The 21,199-nt window shown below is 32.5% G+C and carries 19 protein-coding genes; 11 read left to right on the top strand and 8 right to left on the bottom strand.

Translation table 11 applies throughout. From position 1 onward, the window contains the following. Window positions 1-558: 558 nt before the first annotated feature. The 4 genes from ACSVDA_RS06975 (at window position 559) to ACSVDA_RS06960 (ending at window position 6,581) form a co-directional block, all read left to right on the top strand. Window positions 559-1,266: an ABC transporter ATP-binding protein gene (locus ACSVDA_RS06975; RefSeq protein ID WP_485881934.1), complete on the top strand. Its 708-nt coding sequence runs from the start codon at window positions 559-561 to the stop codon at window positions 1,264-1,266. Then, window positions 1,263-2,513 (top strand): ABC transporter permease, encoded by a 1,251-nt coding sequence (locus ACSVDA_RS06970; RefSeq protein WP_485881932.1) that lies wholly within the window; start codon window positions 1,263-1,265, stop codon window positions 2,511-2,513. The genes ACSVDA_RS06975 and ACSVDA_RS06970 overlap by 4 nt, the downstream gene beginning before the upstream one ends. Window positions 2,514-2,529: 16 nt before the next feature. Next, the gene (locus ACSVDA_RS06965; RefSeq protein WP_485881930.1) at window positions 2,530-3,849 is read left to right on the top strand and encodes an ABC transporter permease; all 1,320 of its coding nucleotides are present in this window, start codon (window positions 2,530-2,532) and stop codon (window positions 3,847-3,849) included. A 797-nt stretch (window positions 3,850-4,646) separates the two neighbouring features. Beyond that, complete coding sequence (locus ACSVDA_RS06960) at window positions 4,647-6,581, top strand: endonuclease MutS2 (RefSeq protein WP_485881928.1); 1,935 nt, start codon at window positions 4,647-4,649, stop codon at window positions 6,579-6,581. 308 nt (window positions 6,582-6,889) lie between these two features. Here ACSVDA_RS06960 and ACSVDA_RS06955 read toward each other — a convergent pair whose 3' ends face one another. The 4 genes from ACSVDA_RS06955 to ACSVDA_RS06940 form a co-directional block, all read right to left on the bottom strand. Continuing rightward, window positions 6,890-7,363 carry a GNAT family N-acetyltransferase gene (locus ACSVDA_RS06955; protein ID WP_485881926.1) on the bottom strand — a complete coding sequence of 158 codons (474 nt, stop codon included), beginning with the start codon at window positions 7,361-7,363 and terminating at the stop codon, window positions 6,890-6,892. A gap of 258 nt (window positions 7,364-7,621) precedes the next feature. Next, on the bottom strand, window positions 7,622-8,539 hold the full coding sequence (locus tag ACSVDA_RS06950; protein WP_485881925.1) for a DMT family transporter: 918 nt from the start codon (window positions 8,537-8,539) through the stop codon (window positions 7,622-7,624). A gap of 199 nt (window positions 8,540-8,738) precedes the next feature. After that, a complete protein-coding gene (locus ACSVDA_RS06945) occupies window positions 8,739-9,182 on the bottom strand; it encodes a DinB family protein (protein WP_485881923.1) in 444 nt (147 codons plus the stop codon). Window positions 9,183-9,428: 246 nt separating this feature from the next. Then, complete coding sequence (locus ACSVDA_RS06940) at window positions 9,429-10,349, bottom strand: PhzF family phenazine biosynthesis protein (RefSeq protein WP_485881921.1); 921 nt, start codon at window positions 10,347-10,349, stop codon at window positions 9,429-9,431. Between the two features lie 106 nt (window positions 10,350-10,455). Here ACSVDA_RS06940 and ACSVDA_RS06935 point away from each other — a divergent pair, with 106 nt between their 5' ends. The 5 genes from ACSVDA_RS06935 to ACSVDA_RS06915 all read left to right on the top strand — a co-directional run bounded on the left by ACSVDA_RS06935 (window position 10,456) and on the right by ACSVDA_RS06915 (window position 15,355). Continuing rightward, window positions 10,456-11,328: a LysR family transcriptional regulator gene (locus ACSVDA_RS06935; RefSeq protein WP_485881920.1), complete on the top strand. Its 873-nt coding sequence runs from the start codon at window positions 10,456-10,458 to the stop codon at window positions 11,326-11,328. Window positions 11,329-12,386: 1,058 nt separating this feature from the next. Then, complete coding sequence (locus ACSVDA_RS06930) at window positions 12,387-12,818, top strand: YhfM domain-containing protein (protein ID WP_485881918.1); 432 nt, start codon at window positions 12,387-12,389, stop codon at window positions 12,816-12,818. A gap of 508 nt (window positions 12,819-13,326) precedes the next feature. After that, window positions 13,327-13,749, top strand: coding sequence for a hypothetical protein (locus ACSVDA_RS06925; protein WP_485881916.1), 423 nt, complete (start codon window positions 13,327-13,329; stop codon window positions 13,747-13,749). A 565-nt stretch (window positions 13,750-14,314) separates the two neighbouring features. Further along, a complete protein-coding gene (locus tag ACSVDA_RS06920; RefSeq protein WP_485881914.1) occupies window positions 14,315-14,893 on the top strand; it encodes a DUF6944 family repetitive protein in 579 nt (192 codons plus the stop codon). Between the two features lie 333 nt (window positions 14,894-15,226). Beyond that, window positions 15,227-15,355, top strand: coding sequence for a hypothetical protein (locus tag ACSVDA_RS06915; protein ID WP_485881913.1), 129 nt, complete (start codon window positions 15,227-15,229; stop codon window positions 15,353-15,355). Between the two features lie 174 nt (window positions 15,356-15,529). Here the strand turns inward: ACSVDA_RS06915 and ACSVDA_RS06910 are convergent, their stop codons facing one another. Further along, on the bottom strand, window positions 15,530-15,700 hold the full coding sequence (locus ACSVDA_RS06910) for an aspartyl-phosphate phosphatase Spo0E family protein (RefSeq protein ID WP_485881911.1): 171 nt from the start codon (window positions 15,698-15,700) through the stop codon (window positions 15,530-15,532). Window positions 15,701-15,937: 237 nt separating this feature from the next. On the opposite strand from ACSVDA_RS06910, the gene ACSVDA_RS06905 reads away from it, so the two are divergent. Continuing rightward, window positions 15,938-16,648 carry a DNA alkylation repair protein gene (locus tag ACSVDA_RS06905; protein ID WP_485882027.1) on the top strand — a complete coding sequence of 237 codons (711 nt, stop codon included), beginning with the start codon at window positions 15,938-15,940 and terminating at the stop codon, window positions 16,646-16,648. A 434-nt stretch (window positions 16,649-17,082) separates the two neighbouring features. Here ACSVDA_RS06905 and ACSVDA_RS06900 read toward each other — a convergent pair whose 3' ends face one another. From ACSVDA_RS06900 to ACSVDA_RS06890, 3 genes are all read right to left on the bottom strand, one after another. Beyond that, window positions 17,083-19,209, bottom strand: a complete 2,127-nt coding sequence (locus tag ACSVDA_RS06900) for a HelD family protein (protein WP_485881909.1) — start codon at window positions 19,207-19,209, stop codon at window positions 17,083-17,085. Window positions 19,210-19,407: 198 nt separating this feature from the next. Beyond that, the gene (locus ACSVDA_RS06895) at window positions 19,408-19,614 is read right to left on the bottom strand and encodes a zinc ribbon domain-containing protein (protein ID WP_214482319.1); all 207 of its coding nucleotides are present in this window, start codon (window positions 19,612-19,614) and stop codon (window positions 19,408-19,410) included. 181 nt (window positions 19,615-19,795) lie between these two features. Next, window positions 19,796-20,596, bottom strand: a complete 801-nt coding sequence (locus tag ACSVDA_RS06890; protein WP_485881907.1) for a DUF6597 domain-containing transcriptional factor — start codon at window positions 20,594-20,596, stop codon at window positions 19,796-19,798. A gap of 130 nt (window positions 20,597-20,726) precedes the next feature. Here ACSVDA_RS06890 and ACSVDA_RS06885 point away from each other — a divergent pair, with 130 nt between their 5' ends. Further along, the gene (locus tag ACSVDA_RS06885; RefSeq protein WP_485881905.1) at window positions 20,727-21,185 is read left to right on the top strand and encodes an SRPBCC family protein; all 459 of its coding nucleotides are present in this window, start codon (window positions 20,727-20,729) and stop codon (window positions 21,183-21,185) included. Window positions 21,186-21,199 lie beyond the last annotated feature (14 nt).

Raw genomic sequence — 21,199 nt, 5'->3', positions numbered from 1 at the left:
CTTGATAATCGCTTGTTGCTAGTAATGGGGTTGCGCACAAAACTCGCAAATTGATTTATCCATTATTTCTTTAAAAACAAGTACAATAAGAATTTAATAAAAATAATGTACCCAATGAACATTTTCCACCCTACTCCGTCTATAGACTGACTTACAAACATTCATGAGACTGTTACAATATCGCTTCTTATCCAATATGCTATTGGTATCGACCTACAATAAAACTCAACAGAAAAAGCAAAATTTTGCGTTATAAGCTTCGCAAATACACAAACTTATTACTCTCTAACTTTACACCCAAAAAGATGTAGATATAGGTGCAATAGCATCATTGTTTTCCTAGAAAACCGAATCCTCAGCCGTTGTTAAGAACGTTTACACTCCTTTTATCACTATCTTTTTAATAATACTTATTGCAATTGTTCTAATTGCGAACAATTTTGTTGGTGTTATTTGAGAGTGTCATCACGAACGTTAGTAATGTTTTATATGTTATTATTTTTAGCACGATTAACAATAGTCAGTGCAAAAAGAATCAAACAAAAGGAGGTTTGGTAAGTGGCTATTGTAACCTTAAAGAATGTAACGAAAGAATATAAATTAGGAAATATAAAGGTTACTGCACTAAAAGGAGTAGATTTAGTTATTAATAAGGGGGAGTTCGTCACTATTGCAGGTTCTTCTGGTAGCGGAAAATCTACATTACTAAATATAATAGGATGTCTTGATTATCCTTCAAATGGAGAAATTTGGATAGGGAATTCATTAGTAAGTAGGATGAGTGAAAAAGAATTAAACCGTCTAAGGTTAAGTACAATCGGCTTTATCTTTCAAACCTTTAACTTGATTCCTGTATTAAATGTCTATGAAAACGTAGAGCTACCATTAAGAATAATGAAAAATATTACAGCAGCTGAAAAGAAACATCGAGTTGTGAATTTTATTGAAGCTGTTGGGCTGTCAAATTATATGAAGCATAAGCCTACTGAATTATCAGGTGGTCAAAGGCAGCGAGTAGCCATTGCAAGAGCATTGGTTACGAAACCTAAAATTGTTTTAGCAGATGAACCAACTGCTAACCTTGATTCCAAAACAGGAATTGAAATAATTTCGATTATGCAAGAAATTAATAAACAAGAAGGTACAACTTTCATTTTTTCTACACATGATACGAAAGTAATGCAGGCTGCAGATGAAATTTACCATCTAGTTGATGGATTTATTGATATAGAACAAAAACCTAGCATTTGTGAGGAGAGAATATGAGACTTCTCTCTTTATCATTTAAAAATGTTCTTCATAACAAGTCTCAATCAATCACTCTAGGAATATTCATTTTTGTTATTTGTTTCATCATGGGAGTTGCAAATAGTTTTTTTACTTCTATAGAAGAGAATATGCAAAATGCAATTAACGACGTATTTTCTGGCGATATATTAGTACGTTCTGCCGAAAATAAAGAAGGTTATGAATTATTTACGATGAAAGGTCAGTGGGGCATCTCCGGTCATTTAACAGAAAAAGAGTTAAATAGCATCGAAGCATTATTAAAGAATAATGAATCAGTCATAGAAGTTTCAGAAAGAGTTAGGCAAAATGTTTATTTTATACATGATAATTATAGAGTTTCTTCTATGGCACTGGGAGTTAAACCCGGTGTAAGAGAATTTCAACAGACTCTAACGTTATTAGAAGGAAATTATATTACAGATGAAAGCTCCAATGGTGTCATCTTAACAGAAGCTCATGCAGAGAGGCTTCATGTTAATATAGGGGATGAAATTAAAGCTGTTGCTCAGCTAAAAAACAATGAATGGATTGAAAAGCAAGTTGTTGTTCATGGAATAGGTAATTTGGAATTGCTATCCTCTTTTCAATTTCCAATATCATATATGAGTTTATCGATGGCTAAAGATTTAAAAGGGTATAATGGTGAAGTTACTGATGTTGCAATTTATTTATCGTCTAAAAAAGCATCTTCTTCTGTTAAAGAAGCCTTAACACAATTTTTAGAAGAAAATTCTTTCAGTAACATCACTATTTCAGAGTATAGGGAGTTAAGTGGTTATGTAATAGAAACAATCAGTATATATTCAAGTATGTTCGATGCCTTTATCATTATACTATTTATGATAGTCGGGACTCTTATTGTTAACCTAGTTGTAATGATGGGGATCGAAAGAAGAAATGAAATAGGTACGTTAAAAGCAATTGGTTTTAGCAGAATTCAAAATGTAGTGATTTTTCAAGGTGAAATATTTATCATTACTGTTTTCTCTTTAGCTCTAGGAACACTTGCTTCGTCAATGGTTATTCTCTTATTTTCTAAGATAGGAATTACTTCTGGTCCGCCGATAAGCTATTTAATAGGGTCTGTTTATTATCCGAATTTTGATGTAACACAGCTTTTACTCGTTATAAGCATTATTTTAGGGTTTGTTCTAATTACTTCTTTTTTTCCGTCCTTTAAAATATCATCATTAAAACCAGTGGAAGCAATGAAAGAAAACTAAAAGAAGGAGAAAGTACATGGGGACAATAGCAAAAATAGCATTGAGAAACATATTTGCCCATAAGGTAAGGTCAATTGTTATTGGTGTCGTAATTTTCTTTTGTACTTTTATGTTATTAATATCCAATGCTGCCCTTAATGGTGTAAGACAGCAGGTGACAAATAGTTACGCTACTATTCAAACTGGTGATGTTATAGTCATGTGGGAAAGTCTATATGAGGAATCATCCCCTTCAGATCCTGGTAGATTTATTAATCCTATTGCAACATTAAGTTTTGATCCATTGAAAGAACAAGAAAATACAGCTGCAATAGAAAAACTAATGACATACTTGAGGGGAAATCAACATGATATTGACACAGTATTTCCAACTGTTAGAAGAGACGCCAAGGTAGCAACTAGTGAAAATAATGATTCTATGATTATTTATTCATTAAACGATAGATCGGAGAAAAGTTTACTTGATTCAAAGGTTATTCAACCTTTAAAAGGTGAAATCATTTCTGATCGAGGTATATCAATAAGTGAAGAAATGGCCAATAAACTGAAAGTTGGTTTAAACGACTTGCTAAATATATCGGTTGCAAAAGTCAATGGAGAAATGGTTAATAAAGAATACAAAGTGACAGGTATTTATGCTAATGGTGCCAGTTACAACAATTGGTATGGATTCTTACAGGAAGATGAGGCTAGAAGCCTTTATGGAATGGAAGAAAATGAATTTGACTTTGTAAAAATATTTTTAAATAATAAGCTGAATTTAAATGAATTTGCAAATGATTTAGATCAATTTATTTCCTTTAATAGTGGGGTACTTAGAGCAGAATCTTATTTGGAAGCATCTGACTTTTACACATTAATGCCATCGTTATATAAAAGCATGTTCAATGTGTTTATTATTTTCTTGTTAATAATCATTGCAGTTGGTTTGAGATCGATTGTCCGAATGAACTTACACCAAAGAATTAAAGAATTCGGTACGCTGAGGGCTATTGGTTATAGCAAATTTCAAAATTCCATGTTGATTATTTTAGAAAGCTTTTTCCTTGCAAGCATTGCTTTATCTTTCGCATTTGTTACGTCAACTATTGTCATCATAACTTTATCGGAAAGAGGAATTGAAGTTGGAGGAGCTTTAAAGGACGCAGTTGGAGGCTCTTCGTTTTATCTATCTTTTCAAATAAGCGATTTAACCATTGCATTCGTTAGTATTTTAGTCTTTGTTTTATTTGCAACGTTTAAACCTGCTGTGAAAATGAGCAAACAAAGGATTGTGGATTTATTGGAAGGTAGGGAAAATACTTTTAAAAGAAAAAATAGGGTAAAAGTTATATGACTATCTTTAAGCGTAGCTCTTTTCGTTAATTTTGTGTTTATGAAATTACCTTAACAATAGGAGAAAAAAGTCATTCTCATCGATATAAAGAAGAGAAAACCAATGATAGTTGTAAACGGTGTTTTTCATAGTACACAAAACGACAATCACTATGAAAACAGCTTAAGTAAAGAATTTAATAGTTAATAAAATCAGTCCTATGCTAAAAACACCCTTGACATATTTTTTACCAACATGTATTATTTACTTGATAAAATTATAAATTACAAAGGAGTTCTGTTTATGTTAGGGGTCGTTCTTAACTAATCCGTAATTTCATACGGTTATTCAAAAAGTCTATGCTGAATATGCATTTTCAGATAGCTTATTTAAGTATGCTTTTTGGATGGAATGTTAAGAACAATGGTCATAGCATACAGTATCCGTTTATTCGTTTAGCTGTGTCTTTTGGCACAGCTTTTTATGTATATTAAAGGTAGGTTTCTTTGTAAGTTACTGTCTAAACATATAAGGTGACATGTTGATGAGATGTGTAATAATAATAATTATTATTGTTCATTCATCTATGTGGAACGTGTACTTTTAGGAAACTATTACAACTTTAATGTAAGATAATAGACGAATTGGATTTTAGGACTCGTATGAAGTTAGACCACAATGAACATTGTTCGTTGTGGTCTTTTTGTGTAAGGAAAGGGTGAGTTTATGAAGATGAAGTGGTTTTTATTCCGTGAATCTACAATTGAGGAAATTGCTATAGGGATAACAATTAATAAACCAATTTGGAGGAGAAAACATTGAACGAAAAAACATTTCAAGCTTTACAGTTTGATTTCATTAAAAATGAGTTGGCACAATATGCATTAACAGAGGAAGGCAAGAAACATTTATTGGAACTATCACCTTCGATATCTTTGAAGCAAGTTGAAGCTTGGTTACATGAAGTTGAAGAAGCTGTCTATATTTTGCGGAAAAGTGCATCAGTGCCAATTCATGGACTAAATGGTATTACAAAGGTTATGGAGCAGATGAATAAGGGTGTTGTTTTAAAAACTGAGCAGTTAACGAAAATTTATTCATTTTTAGACAGCAGTACGAAGCTTAAACGTTTTATGAAGGATAAGGAATTTATTGCACCGCGAGTCACCACATATGTGTATGCAATAGAGGATTTGCCTAACTTAGCTGAAGAAATCATTCGGTGTATAAAGCATGGGCGTGTTGATGATTACGCAACAAAGCAGTTGCAGAAAATTAGAAAGCAATTATTGATTGAAGAAGAGCGATTGAAAGATAAGGTTCAACACATTTTACAATCAAAAAAATATCAACCTTATCTTCAAGAGCCAATTGTCAGTCAACGTGATGGACGGTATGTTATTCCAATTAAAAAAGAATACAAAAGGAAAGTTGAGGGGAATGTAGTAGATGCTTCTGCTTCGGGTTCAACAATTTATTTAGAACCAGCTGAAGTCGCTAATATTCAAGAACGTATTGACAGTCTGAAGTTTGAAGAAGATATTGAAATAGAGGCTATATTAAGTTATTTAACAGGGCTAGTTGAAGCACATCAACAAGAAATAGGCTTGGCTATAGAAACAATGATTCACTACGATGTTTTATTTGCAAAGGGAAAATATAGCGAAGCAATTGGGGGGAACAAAGTCCAACTAAATGAATCACATTTTATCGATTTAAGAAACGCTAGACATCCAATGCTTGGTATAGATGCTGTTCCTTTATCAGTTCAGCTAGGAAATGGTTACCACGCTCTTGTTATAACAGGGCCAAATACTGGTGGAAAAACAGTATCGATAAAAACAGTTGGGTTGCTTACATTAATGGTTCAATGTGGGTTGTTCATTCCAGTTGATGAAGGTAGCCATCTTGCGATATTCCAACAAATGTTCGTTGATATTGGCGATGGTCAAAGTATCGAACAAAATTTAAGTACGTTTAGTTCTCGAATAACAAATGTTATTGATATCCTAGCAAATGCCAATGATCGAAGCTTAGTCTTAATTGATGAGCTTGGGTCTGGTACAGATCCTGGTGAAGGTATGGGATTATCTATTTCTATCTTAGATGAATTATACGAAAAAGGAGCTACTATTTTTGCAACTACGCATTTTAGTGAAATGAAAGAATTTGCTACAGAGAGAGAAGGCTTCCGTAATGGATCAATGGAATTTGATATCGAAACACTTCGTCCAACTTACCGTTTGATCATAGGTGAGGGTGGTGACAGCCAAGCATTTAGCATTGCTTTAAAGTTAGGGATACACCCAAAAATTATTGAAAAAGCTCATTCTATAACTTATAAAGAACATCAACCCTACGAGGTTCAACAACCTTCACTGCAAAAAAAACGAGAGCTTGATAAGCAAATTGCATCAAATAAATATGTAAGAAGAGATAAGCAGGAAAACACACAACAAGCTAAGGAAAAAGTTACGCTTTTTGAGATGGGAGATAATGTGAAAATTGGGTCAACAGGAGAGCTTGGTATAGTATACAAAGGACCTGACCAATATGGGAATTATATAGTTCAAGTGAAGGACGAAAAAAGAAAAATTAATCATAAACGTATGCAGTTGTATATAACAAGAGGTGAACTATATCCCGAAGACTATGATTTTGATATCATTTTTAAGTCCAAAGACTATCGAAAGAAAAATAACCTCCTAAACCGTAAACACATAGAAGGAATAGTTATCGAAACAGAAGAATAACATGTGGGGTCTGACTCCCAGTAGTGTAACGCTAATGCGACGGAAGTCAGGCTCTTTTGTCTTGTTCTTCAATTAATGTGCCATCAATCATAGTTAGGTGAAATATAATAGTCATAGCAAGGATATAGCAAGCGAGCCCTATCTTTGAAAATGAAACGCCATTAAAGGTCTCGTTGAGCCAAATAACAAATAGTGATTAAACTGCTGCATTTACTAACAATCCCAACAATTTTACAAAGTCATTAATTTTTCTGCTTGGAGTTAATACTGTAAATAGGCTGGGTAGTAACCAGAAGAAATTTAATATCTTAGACCACATATTTCATAATTAGAAATTCAGTTTCATCATTAAGAAATGTCTGCTCTTTGCTGAAACCAATTCTATTATAAACCGATACGGCTCTTCTATTAAAAGAAGCAACACTTAATCGTACGAATTTAGGTTTAAATCGTTTTATTGCAAAATCTAGCCCTGCTTGCACAAATGATAAGCCGTTGCCCTGCCCACATAGCTCGGGCTTCATACCTAGTCCATAATCTACAGATTTTTCTCCATTATCTTTATATAACCCAACAGATCTTCCACCTGGTACTTGGGCATTGTATCCGAAACATAAAAAACCAATTAGTTCGTTGTTCAATTGAACTGTGAAATATGATCCATCCATTAATTCTTGTATATCCTCAGGGCTATCATCGAAATTATAAAGTGTGTACGGTTCATCATATTTCCATTTACTTATATGATATGCATCATTTAATGACATTTTGTTAATAATCAACGTATTGTCCTCCTAAAGTATACCTCTTATTAAGTTCATCATAACAAAAAATGTAAGAAGTTATCATGCTTTTTCAAATTCCTATCCAAAACTATTATTGCTTGAAGTTAAAAAGTAGATATTTAAGCCCCCACAAGCAAGCGTGGGGGTGATATTACTCACTGCAGATACGGTTTTTCTAAAACAAAGCACGATCTAGTATAATCTCAATTCTACTGATGAAATTATTAAGAGCAGTTTTGTTTTATATTTGTTATATTATGATTTTTTGACAATATTTCTTTCATTAGAAGTAGCGATATAAACACCTAAAATTACGATAAACATACCAATAATTTGTTGTACCGTAAGTGTAGAACCATACAAAACAACACTAATCCAAGCAGCATTTATAGGTACGAGGTTCATATAAATACTAGATTTACTAGTTCCAATCCGTCTTATTCCTTCATTCCACAATAAAAAGGCAACGACCGAAGCAAAGATGCTCATATAGCTTATTTCAATCCATGATTGAGCTGACATAGTTGTAACGTATATCCAACCACCTTCAATAAGAGAAAAAACCGCCAGTAAAATAGTTCCTATTAACATCGTTATACAGGTTGTGAAAGTTGATGAAACGTCTCTCATAACAACTTTGCCGATTAACCCGTGAATAACCCAACAAATTAAGCCCCCAACAAACAATAAATCTCCTTTATTAAAAGAGAGAGAACTAATCGTATCAATACCCTTAAAGATGACGATGAGAACGCCTGATAATGATAGAAATAAGCCTAAGCCTAAACGTCTATTAAACTTTTCATTTAAAAATATTACAGCACCCATTGTTAAAAAAGCAGGTGTTGTAGCCATGATTAATGCGCCGTTTACTTCCGATGTATATTTCAAGCCTACTAAAAAGAAAAGGCCATTATATAAAAAGATACCTGTGAGGGCCATACATGTTAATCCGAACCAATGTCTTTTGAGCTTTTCTGTACTCCATTCTGATCGGTAGATGACGAGTAATAGTAAGATGATTGCTGCTGAACCAAAACGTAACGTACCGGCAGTCATTGGAGGTATTTCAGTAACGACATGTTTAGATGCGCCGAAAGCCCCTCCCCAAAATAGGGGAACTAACAAAAGTAAAAAATATATCGATGTTGATTGATATTTAGATGCTTCCAATCTTTCACAACCTTTCTATCTACAAATAGTAGGTTACAGGTTTTGTATTTAGTCGTATTAAAAGATGTTTGTCGCCCTCATTTATAATTACATGTATTATTTTATTTTTTTAATTACTTTCGTTTAAGTCGACTCTTATCTTTTTTGAGAATCAATTGACTTCCTTAGCAAATTTCTTAGTATATTTAACATGAGCAAACTATGAAAATATCTGTTCTAAGTGATGATTCAAATGGTTTATATAGTCATTAACTAACCATTCTAAAGTTACACGGTGTTTATTTTCTAATATGCATGGTAATTCCCACTGTTGTTTTGTAACATGTTTCAGGAGGTTGACAATTTGGGTATTTAAGCCAATCCACACTATAATGAGGTCATCTGTTTTGAATGAATGCTGATAATCATGAACCTTTACCAATAAATCTTGGTTATAGTTATTGATAGAAACTGACCCTGTCGTCGTAGTTAAAATATCCACAAACCGTTGGTGGTTTATATTAGCTGAATCACATAAATGCCCTAATATTTCTTTTTTAGACCACTTTGTTTGTATAGGTTTAAACTCCATGTTTGAAAGGGATTTAATTTTCTGTGGAACTGATAATAAAAAATTTTCTAATTTTGTAGTTGAAGAAATCATAATACTCCTCCTGTTTATAATATTTTGAATACTATACTGAAACCAACTTACTATAAGCTGTTGTTTTCCAAGTCAGCATTGGGGTTCTTTGCATTATACTTCAGATAAATCCTCATTTAACTAAGTTTGGTTTAGTACAATAGTTACCATAGTCTTGTAGGATTTTGTGCGGACTTTCTGAAATCTTCATGATTATGTGTATTTATAAGCTTTGTATAATATTTTTAGGTATGATGCTACCGTATTTTACACTTCAAGGATAAGTTGACCAGAACCCATCATTACTGAACTACCTCCAATTGAGACGTTTTCATATACATTTCCTTTTTTAGTAATTGATATGTCTATAAAGCTCGGTCTTTTCATTTCAATCCCTTGTTCATTTCTAATTCTATACGTTTGTTCAGATTTTGGAATTACTGAATATTCAATGAGATATGCACCTAATGGGCCAGTTGCATTACCAGTTGCAGGGTCTTCTGTAATACCCATTGCTGGGGCAAACATACGGCTATGGACATCTGAACTTTCATAAATAGTCTCAGTTGTAAAAGTATAAATATGCTTAATATTATTATCTTCACTAAAAAACTTGTTCCAAACGTCTGTTTGAAGGTTTATTCTTTTCATTGCAGACAAAGTACGGATAGGAATTAACAAGAAAGGTACACCCGTTGATATCGATTGTATAGGAAGGTTTGAATCAATATCTTCTGTAGAGATTGCTAATAGTTCAGCAACGCGCTTAATATTATGAAAAACAGGTCCAAAAATGGGTGTTTTTTGTTTCATTTCTACGAAAGAAATAGTATCATTTTCTTTTTTTACTGTTACATTAATATTGCCTACACCCGTTTCGAATACAAATTGATTAAGTCCACTTTTCATAGTAGTAATTCGATCCATTCCTAAAACGTAACCAGCCCCAATTGTCGGATGACCTGCGATAGGTAATTCGATTTGAGGTGTGAAAATACGTAATTCTTTAGCTGCTGCTGAACTTTTTGAAGGCCTCATAAAGACCGTTTCAGAAAGGTTTAATTCCCTGGCGATTTTTTGCATCATCTCAGTTGATAGCTTACCATCTTCTTTAAAAACAGCTAATTGATTTCCTCCAAATGCTTGATTTGAAAATACGTCTATTAACGAGTAATTTAAAATTTGCATTGTTTATTGCCCCCCTTTGCTGTAATCTTATTACAACGATTAGGATTAATCAAACGAATGTTTATAATGATATATATTAATTATATTAATGAAAAGGAGTTTGTTGATGACATTACTTCAATATGAAGTGTTTCAAACAATTGTTGATACAAAGAGTTTTACGAAGGCAGGGGAAAAGTTAGGTCTCACACAAGGTGCTGTTAGCCACGCCATAAAAGGTTTAGAATCAGAACTTAACTTAACCCTTTTATATAGAAATCGGTCAGGGATTACTTTAACGAAAGAGGGAGAGGTAATCATTGATTACATCAGACAGATATTAACAAAAACTGAACAAATGAAGCAAGAGGCAGGGAGAATGAATGGCCTTGAAATAGGAACCATTCGTATAGGTACTTTTAGTAGTGTATCAGTTCAATTATTACCGCTTATTATTAAAAAATTTCATAAGCTGTATCCAGCAATCCGAGTAGAGTTTTATGAGGGTGGGTATGATGAAATTAGAAAAATGATTCTCCAAGGAGAGGTGGATATCGGTTTTTTACCAGCAACAGAAATAGATAATTTAGACTTTATTAACCTTGTTGATGACCATCTCTATGTTATTGTACCAACTGATCATACATTTGCAAAAAAGAAGAACATTAGTATACATGATATAGCTACTAATCCGTTTATCATGCCAAAGGGTGGGTGTGATGCCCTGATAAAAAGAGTATTTAAAGAAAACGATGTAACTCCTTATATATATTGTGAAATTGAAGATAATCCTACAATAAGTGCAATGGTTGAACAGAACCTAGGTATAAGTATCGTTCCACAAATGGTTTTAGCTGTTTGTATTGGAGAAATAACCTCAGTAAGATTAAAAGAAAATTACTATCGTTCTATTGGTTTAGTAGCAAACTCGTTTGACCATGCTTCACCAGTTGTACAGGCGTTTGTAGATTTGACTAAGAAGTGTTTAAAAAATGAATAACCTCGGGGACGGAACTTTTGACCATATTGTAGAGGGTGAGAGTGGCTTGTAACCACACAATAAGATATGTGAAAAAATCTCACAAATACGATTCGATTTAGTCCTTATTTTTATTTCAAGTAATACAAATTCATTTTACAACAACCTCGTTATAATAAGAATCTAAACAGGTTAAAGACACAAATTGATTTCTGAGAGTAGCAATCGAAGTAATTATTATAGGGAAGTGATTTGCAGTCATATGATGATAAAGCCTACAATAATAGCTAATCTTTTTTGGTGCGAAGCTAATCAGTATAGTATCCATTAGATATGATGCAAGATGAGATAACCCGAACTTAATTCTATTTATAAGTTCAGTTTGGTAATTATATCTGTAACACAATATTCAAGTAAATTAGTATTACGAAAATAATGGTTATCTATCCATTAATTCTATATTGTTAACATTTGTCATCTTATGATATGTTTTTTATTAAGATATATAGTTATTACAACAATTTGGACTGGGCTACCACTAGTCCTTTTTTTATTGTATATGTTAGTCCTCAACTATATCTCACAATTCTAAGATTTTCACTTCCCATTTAGTGTTTAGTTCGTGATATCAAGCAAGTTAAGTAAACTATCTTCCTAATTATCAGTCGTTCATCTTTTTAGACGATATATTCGTTACGTTTTTCTTAGCGCTACGGTTGTTCTCTTATTAATCAAAAAAAGTAGGCTGTTTAAAATAAATACTAAAGGATGAAACAAAGTAATAGTTGACGAGAAAATACATCCTAAAATGTATAACATTCTAATTAGTCATATGTAGTAAGAAACAGCTATTTATATGAGTCTGGTTATTGTGTAAGAAAAGTATTCCTAAAGAAAGTACAATTTTATTTTCTTTGACAACCTCATTCTCTTTATTCTGCAATTTTAATGTGACGGATTTAATAATAAACAGAGAATTTATAGCTGAATAGTTTCAATAAATTTGGTATTAAATAAAAAAGAAGATTTTGAGACTTTGCTAAATAACAAACGTCTAATATATAAAGGGGGAGATTATCTTGAACATAATAAAATATTTGATTGCTTTTATTGGAGTAATTTCAATTTTTCTAGCAGGTTGTTCCAACTTAATAGAAAATGAAGAACAATTTATACAACTTGAAAAACGAAATGATAAAAATAAATACGATGACTACAAAATAATTACTACTAAAGAAGAAGTTCAGAAGGTAAAAGAGATATTAACGGATATTAATTGGAAAAAAGCAATAGTAAATATGGCACACCCCGCTGATTACAGATTTGTTTTTCAATTTAAAAACCCCGAAATAGAAGCTAAAGCGGTGTTATACGAACTTTGGATTAGTCCAAATAAAGAAAATATTGAACTTGTAATAGAGGTCGCAAATGAATACGTTCAATTAAAAAAGAATAATTCAGTAGAACTATTTGAAATACTTGTAGGTGAAAAATTATCTGACCAAAAATAATAGTTCGATCTATTATTCTTTTATTCTGTTCTTCTTAGCATTTCAATCATTTATAGGTTTCTCAATGGCTCTTTCTGTAAACGTTTTTACTATTTTTCGTAAAAATGGACAGTATAGAAGAGATGCCACGTACTTTAGATATATACGTGCTTATTTGTAAGAACGAAAATGAGTAAACAATCTTATCAAAAAGCAATATGACCCCTAATTTCAGCTATAGTAACCAACAGATGTAGTAATTTACTACAAGAAAATATTACCTTATTTACACGAAATGACGGTACCTTAAGCAGCCTATTTAGGTCTTTTTATTTTGTGGAGATTATTAACGAAGTATAGATGATTGTGTTTGTTATAGGTTTAGCATTTGAAAATATTTATCGGTGAGTTTAGTGGATTGTAGTATTAGTTGATTGACTACTAATTTAAAAAAGGGAATTTGTTATAAATATATGGTAATAATAAAATTCATAGTATTGTATTCAATTGTAAAAGGGGGATTGAAGGTATGAAATCTATAATACTTGGTCTTGGGGTAATCATTTTAGTGAGCATGATTGTTCTGTTAATTAAAAAGAGAGTATTAACCAATGACAAAGAGCCATTATTATCTGATTTTAATTGTGACCCTGAAGATATAAAACCTTTTTTTATGCAATTATCTTCATCAATCTTTGATAAAGGTTTTACAGAAGATGATATTAATTTTATCAACAAAGAAATACATATGATGAAAAAAAGACATGAGGATAAAAAAATTGGTACATTTAATGTTATTTTTAACGGGGAAAAAACTAGGATAAGTGTTGAAGCAGAAGTCGAAAACGAAGATGAATCAAAAGGTGTTACTTTTTATATGTACGCTAACCCAGAAGTAGTTAAAGCGATAGATCTAGAAGTTGAAAAATTTTATGTAGAAAATGACATGTGAGCTAGAGGTATATAGTGCAAATATAGTCCGATAATATGAAATGGACTTGACGTATGCGTTCTTCATTTTTTACACACGGAAATAAAGTAGGTTGATCATATGTTATAGAAATCAACTTCTCATTTTTTGTTTGTTTAGTAATTTTAGTGTAGGTTATGTTCAGCAATAAGCTTACTTACTTTAGAAATCAAATGTTGTTGATTGTTTTGACCTTTAGTTTTTCGAGGAATTTCTTGTTAGTGATAATTAGTTAATTCTTCGCTATACAATGTAGATTTTATAAGATTAATGAAAAGCACGAAGTGGAATGATATCCCATCCTTTCTTTTCTAAAATCAACAATTTAGTTTGTATTCGTAATTAATGAAGTTAATGTATATTAGGGTATAAGATTGTTTGGTGAATCAGAAAGACATACTAAGAGTGTAGGAGTAGGAGTTCTTCATTAGCGATAAAGAACTATATTTATAAATTGTAAATAATTTAGGCTTTTTCACAAAATTATATCCCTCCAATTGAATACAATACATTAAATAAGTGAAAGCAGGATTGGTGGGATTTGGAGGTGATAAGGACAGGAACTGACTTGCAGTTGATTGGTTCATGGCTTCAGTCTATCGGAAACATAATTGCGGCAATTGGCAGAACTGAACCTATTTTAAATGATAATGAATTATCTAATCAGTTCATTAGAGTTGGAAATAGTCTTCAAGCAGTTGGGAACACATTTAAGCCGATCGGGAGAACAATGAATATTCAGGGTGATGGGACTGAGGCGGATTCTTTAATTATTTTTGGAAGTTGGATACAGGCATCCGGAAATTCAGCAAGTGCTGTAGCCACTACTATTGAAGATGATGATGGAACTCAACTTGGTATCTTAGGTGGTTCATTTCAATCCCTTGGAGCTGCTTTTGCGGCAGTTGGATCTACCATGATTAAAGCTCCTCTGCAAGATTTTGCAGTTGTAGGGAATATATTGCAATCTTTAGGGGCTGGGCTAGGAGCGATAGGTGGCATATACTTATTAGTTAGCATGGATGAAGTTGGTTTACAAATAGCTAAAATTGGAACTTGGATACAAGCTATTGGTGCCACACTTTCTGCTATCATATTTACTAAGCAAATTACAATTAAGGATTGAAATGTATAAAAGCGGTTGATACATATTCCTACTAGCTATTTATTTGAGGGAAAATTAATTTTTTATATTAAATAATGTTTTGTAGGAAGGAATTTTGTTCTTATCTTAGAGAATATATAAGCAATAGCTATACATAAAACAAAGCTATTTTTGCATAGATTATTGTTATTTGTAAGAATAAATAATCACGTATACAACTAGATTTCGAGTCATCTTACTATAAAACGATAACTGATGAGAAAAACGACATCTTTATATTATAGTTTAGTAGCTATAGCAACAAAGTTTACGATAAGAGTCTAAAAGGAAGACTTATGATGAAGGGAGTTAGCCATGGAAATATTTCTAACAGCTCTAGTAACTGTTTTATTGTATACACCAGTTTTGATAAGGATGAATAACAGAATTTCTTCAGTTGAAGACAAGTTAATTAACATAAAAAAAGAAATTGTTACAAGATGAAGGGAAGGTAATAAATATTAATCAAAGAGATTCGTAGGTATCATGCTTCATGTTATCATTGATAACAGCTAAGGTGGCCATCTTTCTTTGAAGGAGAAATCATACTAAAGTACTAAATGGAAGGCATGATAAGAGGTCGAAGGTGGGTAGAATTGTTGAGAAGATTTTCTTTCATCATTTTTGAATTGACAATGTTTGATATTTATTTAATAGCAAATCTAAATGTTTACTAATGTATATCGTATCATCATGATGAAGTCCTTTTTTTATGCCCATCGTAATCATTTTAATCCTCAATTCCTCTATTTCCTGTAATAGTTCAGTCTGGTAATTTGATATATTCATTTAGTATAGTAACTCCTTAAAAGTTAGATTAGAGCAATAATGGATAATACTGTATTATGCAACATATATTATATATCCAACAACTAGGAATTTAAAGAGATTTATCAAAAAAATATATGGGAATAGTTGGTTTTGATATTTATTTGTTAGGTTAACATTAAGGATATGAATATAAGTGAATGGTGAAGGTACGTTGTAATGAAGCTATTTGAAATTTCATAAGGAGGTTATACGTTGATTACATATGATGAAGTAATGACAAAGCTATCGGAACTTGGAAATGAACAAACGAAAAATACGTTGCTAAGACATGGAGCAAGCGAGCCGCTATATGGAGTGAAAATAGGTGACCTAAAAAAACACCTAGTAAAAAAGGTGAAGAAGGACCAAGATTTAGCATTAAAACTATACAATTCGGGGAATAGTGATGCTATGTATTTGGCAGGGCTTTGTGTAAGCCCACAACAAATGACTAAGGAACAACTACAGAACTGGGTGAAGCAAGCAAATTGGTATATGATAAGTGAATATTCAGTGGCTCAAGTTACAGCGGAGTCTCAATTTTCGATAGAACTAGCGAGAGAGTGGATTGCTTCCACAAGTGAAAGCATTGCTTGTGCAGGGTGGAGCGTTTTTTCAAACTATTTATCAATTACACATGATGAACTAATTGACCAAGATGAAATAAAGAAACTTTTAACAAAAGTGGAACACACGATACATGATGAAAGAAATCGAGTTCGTTATGTGATGAATGGATTTGTTATCTCAGTTGGAGCATATTATGAGCCACTTCATGCGGAGGCAAAGCGGATAGCAGGAGTTATTGGTAAGGTTAAGGTGAATATGGGGAACACAGCGTGTAAAGTTCCACTAGCTAAAGAATATATTGAGAAAATGGAGAAAAAAGAGTTAATAGGGAAGAAAAGAAAAACGTGCATTTGTTAGGTTTAACACACTTAAAGAACCTTTTACGACGTTAAATAAAGGCTATTTTCTTAAACTTTTAATGCTATTTTTAAAAACTAATGTGTATTTTGATTTTTATAGTCTTTAGAGCTAAAAAATGTGGAACGTGTTTAGCTCTTATTACGAAAAGCAACAATCTAATGTAAAAACAGCTATAGTCTCGAGTATGAACTTTATAATTCTTTTGTTTCTGAATAAGTAGCTGTTATGGCAGCTTGAAAAAAAGAGAGTCCCGAGGACTCTCTTTTTCATAAATGTATTAAGGTAACATATTTTAAATCTGACATTTGTCGGATAAACGTATATATGAACTATTGAAAAAATAATTCGTCCTCGGTTGGTAGGTTCGGAGTATTTATTTTTTCATTCGGTTTTGGTAGCCCATGAAACTTTTTACTTTAAAGTGGTGGGGGTCAGTCCCCCAACAAGGGTGATTTAGTTTTTGTATATTGGATGCTGAGCTTGTGCAGTGCCCGGGTACAGCCCACATAAAGCAGTTTGGCATCAACATCATTTAAGCCGTAATTTATTTGATCCACGTCGGTGATAAGGACTGCATCAAATTCCAAGCCCTTTGTTAAATAAATAGGGATAATAGAGATGCCACCTTTGAATTCATTTTGTTTTGTTGTAATGAGTGTTATTTCTTTTATATAGATTTTAAGCTTTTTATATAGATGCTCACAATCCTGTTCAGTTCTACCGACAATGGCAATTGATTTTGCTTTGTCTTCTTGATATTTTTGAATGATATTTGTGATTTCTTGGACACGGTTTGATGGTGTTGTATTTATCAATTCGACTTTATCACCACTTCGAAATACTGGAACAGCGTCATTAACTGGTTGAGAATTGTTAGCTTTAATTTTATTAGCGAACTGAATAATTTCCAGTGTTGATCGGTAACTTTTGTTTAGTTCAAAATAGCCTTCCTTGCTCTCTTCACCGAACAGCTGAAAAATTTCTTGCCAGTCATTTAGCCCTTGATAACTGTGAATACCTTGTGATAAATCACCTAAGATTGTAAAAGCATTCTTTCTAGTCATTTCCTGCAATACAGCTACTTGAAAAGGAGAGAAATCTTGTGCTTCGTCTAGAACAACATGGTGATAACGTTTTTCTTTCTCGATCCCGTTGAAATAGTTGTGAATATAAACGATCGGAGCAAGGTCTTCAACTTCAACTAGTTTTTTATTTAGTAATTTGGTGGTAGTTTTACAAACCTCATCAGGTATATCCTCAAAAATATTTGCAGGCATATAGTTTACATGTTTTTGGTTGAAGATTTGTTTGTAAAATGATAATGGTGTTTGGATGTTCCAACTCTTTGTATATGTCCGTAATGCTTGAGTAGCTTTTCTTTTTAGCTTAGCTCTGACATTTTTATCAGCAATGTGTTGAAGCTCAGTCTCAATCCACCGTTTTATGCGAGATATCGTACGTTCTGTTCTTTTCACTATTGGGTATGTTATATATTCTTCGTAAAACCATTGTTTAATAGTTTCAGCTTTAAGTAATGAATGCTCTAAGCCACTAAAGTCTTTATTAGGGATGACGTTTTTTTCATAGAATTGTAGGCAGTGTTGAATTTTATTTAAAAACCGAACCGAACCTTTAAATCTACCTGGTGTATTTTCATTAATTGCTGGCCTTGAATCGTGGAGAGTGAACCATTTTAAAAAAGATTTGGTTGCATCTATCAATTGTACATCTTGATTCAACATATTTAATGCCCAATCAGTAAATGTAGTTTGTTGTATGTGTCCTACACCAAGTTCAGGAAGCACATTTGAGATGTAATCGAGAAACATATTATTAGGAGCAAAGATTATCATTTTTTCAGCTTTAGTATTATGTTGATATTGATATAGTAAATAAGCCAATCTGTGTAATGCGACCGTTGTTTTCCCACTACCAGCTACTCCTTGAATAATAAGAGGTAAATTAATTTCTGATCGTATGATGGTATTTTGTTCAGCTTGAATTGTTGAGACAATATCTCTCAAACGATTATCTTTTTGTTCACTTAACTTATAAACTAAAAATTCATCGCTTCCTGAAAAATTGGATTGTCCTTTTACATAAGTATCAACAACACGACCAAGTTCCTTGTTTCTTATAGCAATATTACGCTTTAAATAAACAATACCTTCAATTAGCCCTTCCGGTGCTATGTAAGAAGCGGTGTCATCACCACCAGCAAACGAATAAAACATACTAGCTACTGGAGCTCTCCAGTCAACAATAAGTACTTCTCCAGTTTGTTCATCAGAAATACCTATTTTTCCGATGTAATATTTTTCTAGTTTTAGGTTGAGATCTTCTTGGAAATCTAATCTTCCAAAATAAGGTTCATTGAGAGACGCTTGAAGGTTTTGTCGGCTAGTCTCTCTTGCATACTCTAACGCTTGTTCTGTGATATCACTGCCATGATATTGAGGTATAGAGTTGAGTAAGTGAAGCTGGCGCTCAATCTCTGCAGCTATTGTACTGAGTTGCTGCTTCTCTTTATCAAAGGCACTTTGAGTCTTTTTAGTCAAGATCAGTTACCTCCTTGTGAGAATATTCACCAATTTTATTTTTGTGGCGAGATTACAAAATATATCATAACAATAGCGTAAATACAAGAGAAATTTAGGAGTCAGATCCACAACTCGTTAAGTTCTTGTTTATGCCTTGGTAGGAAAACAATGACCATCACAAAATCAGTAAAAAAAGAGTCCATTATAGACTCTTACTTAACCTCCGAAAAATAAATCAATGATATTCATTCCAGTAGAAGAATTTGTGTTATATAGCTCAGAATAGCCACAGTTTTTACAGTAAACAACTTTAAACGTATTGTGTTGAACATCAAATAATTTGGAAAGTCCAGTACCAGAGGTAGCAATCTCTTTTGATCCTACCTCTGTTCCTCCACATTTAATACAGCCTTTATTATTCATAGCGTTAGCCCCTTTCTTATACATTTATACGTAAGTACCAAAGAAAAAGTTTCACTATTAGTTTTGTTTCTATATAAATATTATTACTATTCAAAATAATAGAACAGTGAAATGAGAGGGGATATATTTACAAGTTGTAAAAGGAAGAAATAACATTCCAATCTACAACGAACATATGTTACTAAGATAATTTGGCAAATTCATCTGGTGTGTTGCCAATGATCGCTTTGAAATCTTTAATGAAATGCGATTGGTCGTAATATCCTAAATCATTACATAGTTGTAGCCAATTTAGATTTGGGGTTTTCTCAATCATCTCTGCAGCATTCTGTAATCTGTATAGTTTAATAACCCATTTAGGACTAACGCCAACATATTGTTGGAAAAGGCGTTGTAGCTTTCTTTTGTGAATGTTGAATTGATGGCATATATGGTCCACTTTAGTAATTTCATCATTTGTGATAATGTGATCAATAATTTGATTTACGAGTATCACATTATTATCTTGTTGCGGTAGTTTTTTTCGTACGATGTTTTCTACAAATTTAATCATGTCATATTCTTCTTCGTATGAAAGAACAGTTTCCTCAACGAACTCCTGTTCAATATCAAAAACATCCTGAATTTTCAAAGGTTTGTTCGTTAACTCAGCCACTGATCTTGTTGTAAAAGGATAAAATCCACCTGGTTTGAATTTAACCCCAACAACACGTCCTTTACCTTTTACAAGGTAAGAGAATTTATTTGTTGTAGGAGCAAAGATGCCTGTTTTATGTTGCTCAACAATTAAATTTACACAAGGATTCGGAATAACATCTTGTAAGAACTGTTCATTTTCCTTTAAATCCCAACTAACGATCCAATAATGTTTAACAAAGAAGCTAGTTTCATAAGAAGGTGGATAACGTGTAAGTGTATAATCTTTCACACTGTCATTAAATTTTAGAACACCCATACTTGGTTTAGGTGAATTTGCTTTCAATTAAACCGCTCCCATTTCTTTATTATGTCGTGTTTTTACAATACTTGTTATGTATATACGATTATAATCCATATTAGCATTACTTAAACAATTGCGTAAATGCTAATACAAAGAGTATAAGGAGGAACATATGAAGTTATCATACCAGTTTTATATTGATGCACCACCAGTGAAAGTGTGGAACACACTTGTATCACCTGAAGGGACTCGAAGTACGTTTTTTGGAAGTGAACTTAGATCAACATTTACAAAAGGAGAGTCTTTTGAGTATGTGGGACCGGGTAATGATGGAGAAGAAACAGTACATGTCTATGGTGAAATTTTAGCATGTGAACCAAATAAGTTGTTAAGCTTTATTGAACACCCTGGTCCATCATATCACCTAAATCATTCAGAACTTGAATCAAGAGTATCCTTTTCATTGCAACAAATTGGAAAATGCACAAAACTAACATTAGTTAATGATCAATGGACAGAGAATCATCCAGCATATGAAAATGCACAACAACACTGGTGGATGGTTTTGAGTAATATAAAAACATATACAGAATCAGGAAAAACACTAGATTTTGGTACACAGGAAATTTAGTTTACTTCAAAGGA

This window comes from Cytobacillus sp. Hm23, assembly GCF_051842895.1.
Classification (GTDB): domain Bacteria; phylum Bacillota; class Bacilli; order Bacillales; family SM2101; genus Nanhaiella.
This window is presented reverse-complemented; position numbering and strand designations above follow the sequence as displayed.

Excerpts from the sequence above, each read along its gene's own strand:
- ACSVDA_RS06970 (WP_485881932.1), top strand. The coding sequence starts at position 1,263 with ATGAGACTTCTCTCTTTATCATTTAAAAATGTTCTTCATAACAAGTCT.
- ACSVDA_RS06965 (WP_485881930.1), top strand. The coding sequence starts at position 2,530 with ATGGGGACAATAGCAAAAATAGCATTGAGAAACATATTTGCCCATAAG.
- ACSVDA_RS06945 (WP_485881923.1), bottom strand. The coding sequence starts at position 9,182 with ATGATTTCTTCAACTACAAAATTAGAAAATTTTTTATTATCAGTTCCA.
- ACSVDA_RS06940 (WP_485881921.1), bottom strand. The coding sequence starts at position 10,349 with ATGCAAATTTTAAATTACTCGTTAATAGACGTATTTTCAAATCAAGCA.
- ACSVDA_RS06935 (WP_485881920.1), top strand. The coding sequence starts at position 10,456 with ATGACATTACTTCAATATGAAGTGTTTCAAACAATTGTTGATACAAAG.
- ACSVDA_RS06925 (WP_485881916.1), top strand. The coding sequence starts at position 13,327 with ATGAAATCTATAATACTTGGTCTTGGGGTAATCATTTTAGTGAGCATG.
- ACSVDA_RS06915 (WP_485881913.1), top strand. The coding sequence starts at position 15,227 with ATGGAAATATTTCTAACAGCTCTAGTAACTGTTTTATTGTATACACCA.
- ACSVDA_RS06910 (WP_485881911.1), bottom strand. The coding sequence starts at position 15,700 with ATGAATATATCAAATTACCAGACTGAACTATTACAGGAAATAGAGGAA.
- ACSVDA_RS06895 (WP_214482319.1), bottom strand. The coding sequence starts at position 19,614 with ATGAATAATAAAGGCTGTATTAAATGTGGAGGAACAGAGGTAGGATCA.
- ACSVDA_RS06885 (WP_485881905.1), top strand. The coding sequence starts at position 20,727 with ATGAAGTTATCATACCAGTTTTATATTGATGCACCACCAGTGAAAGTG.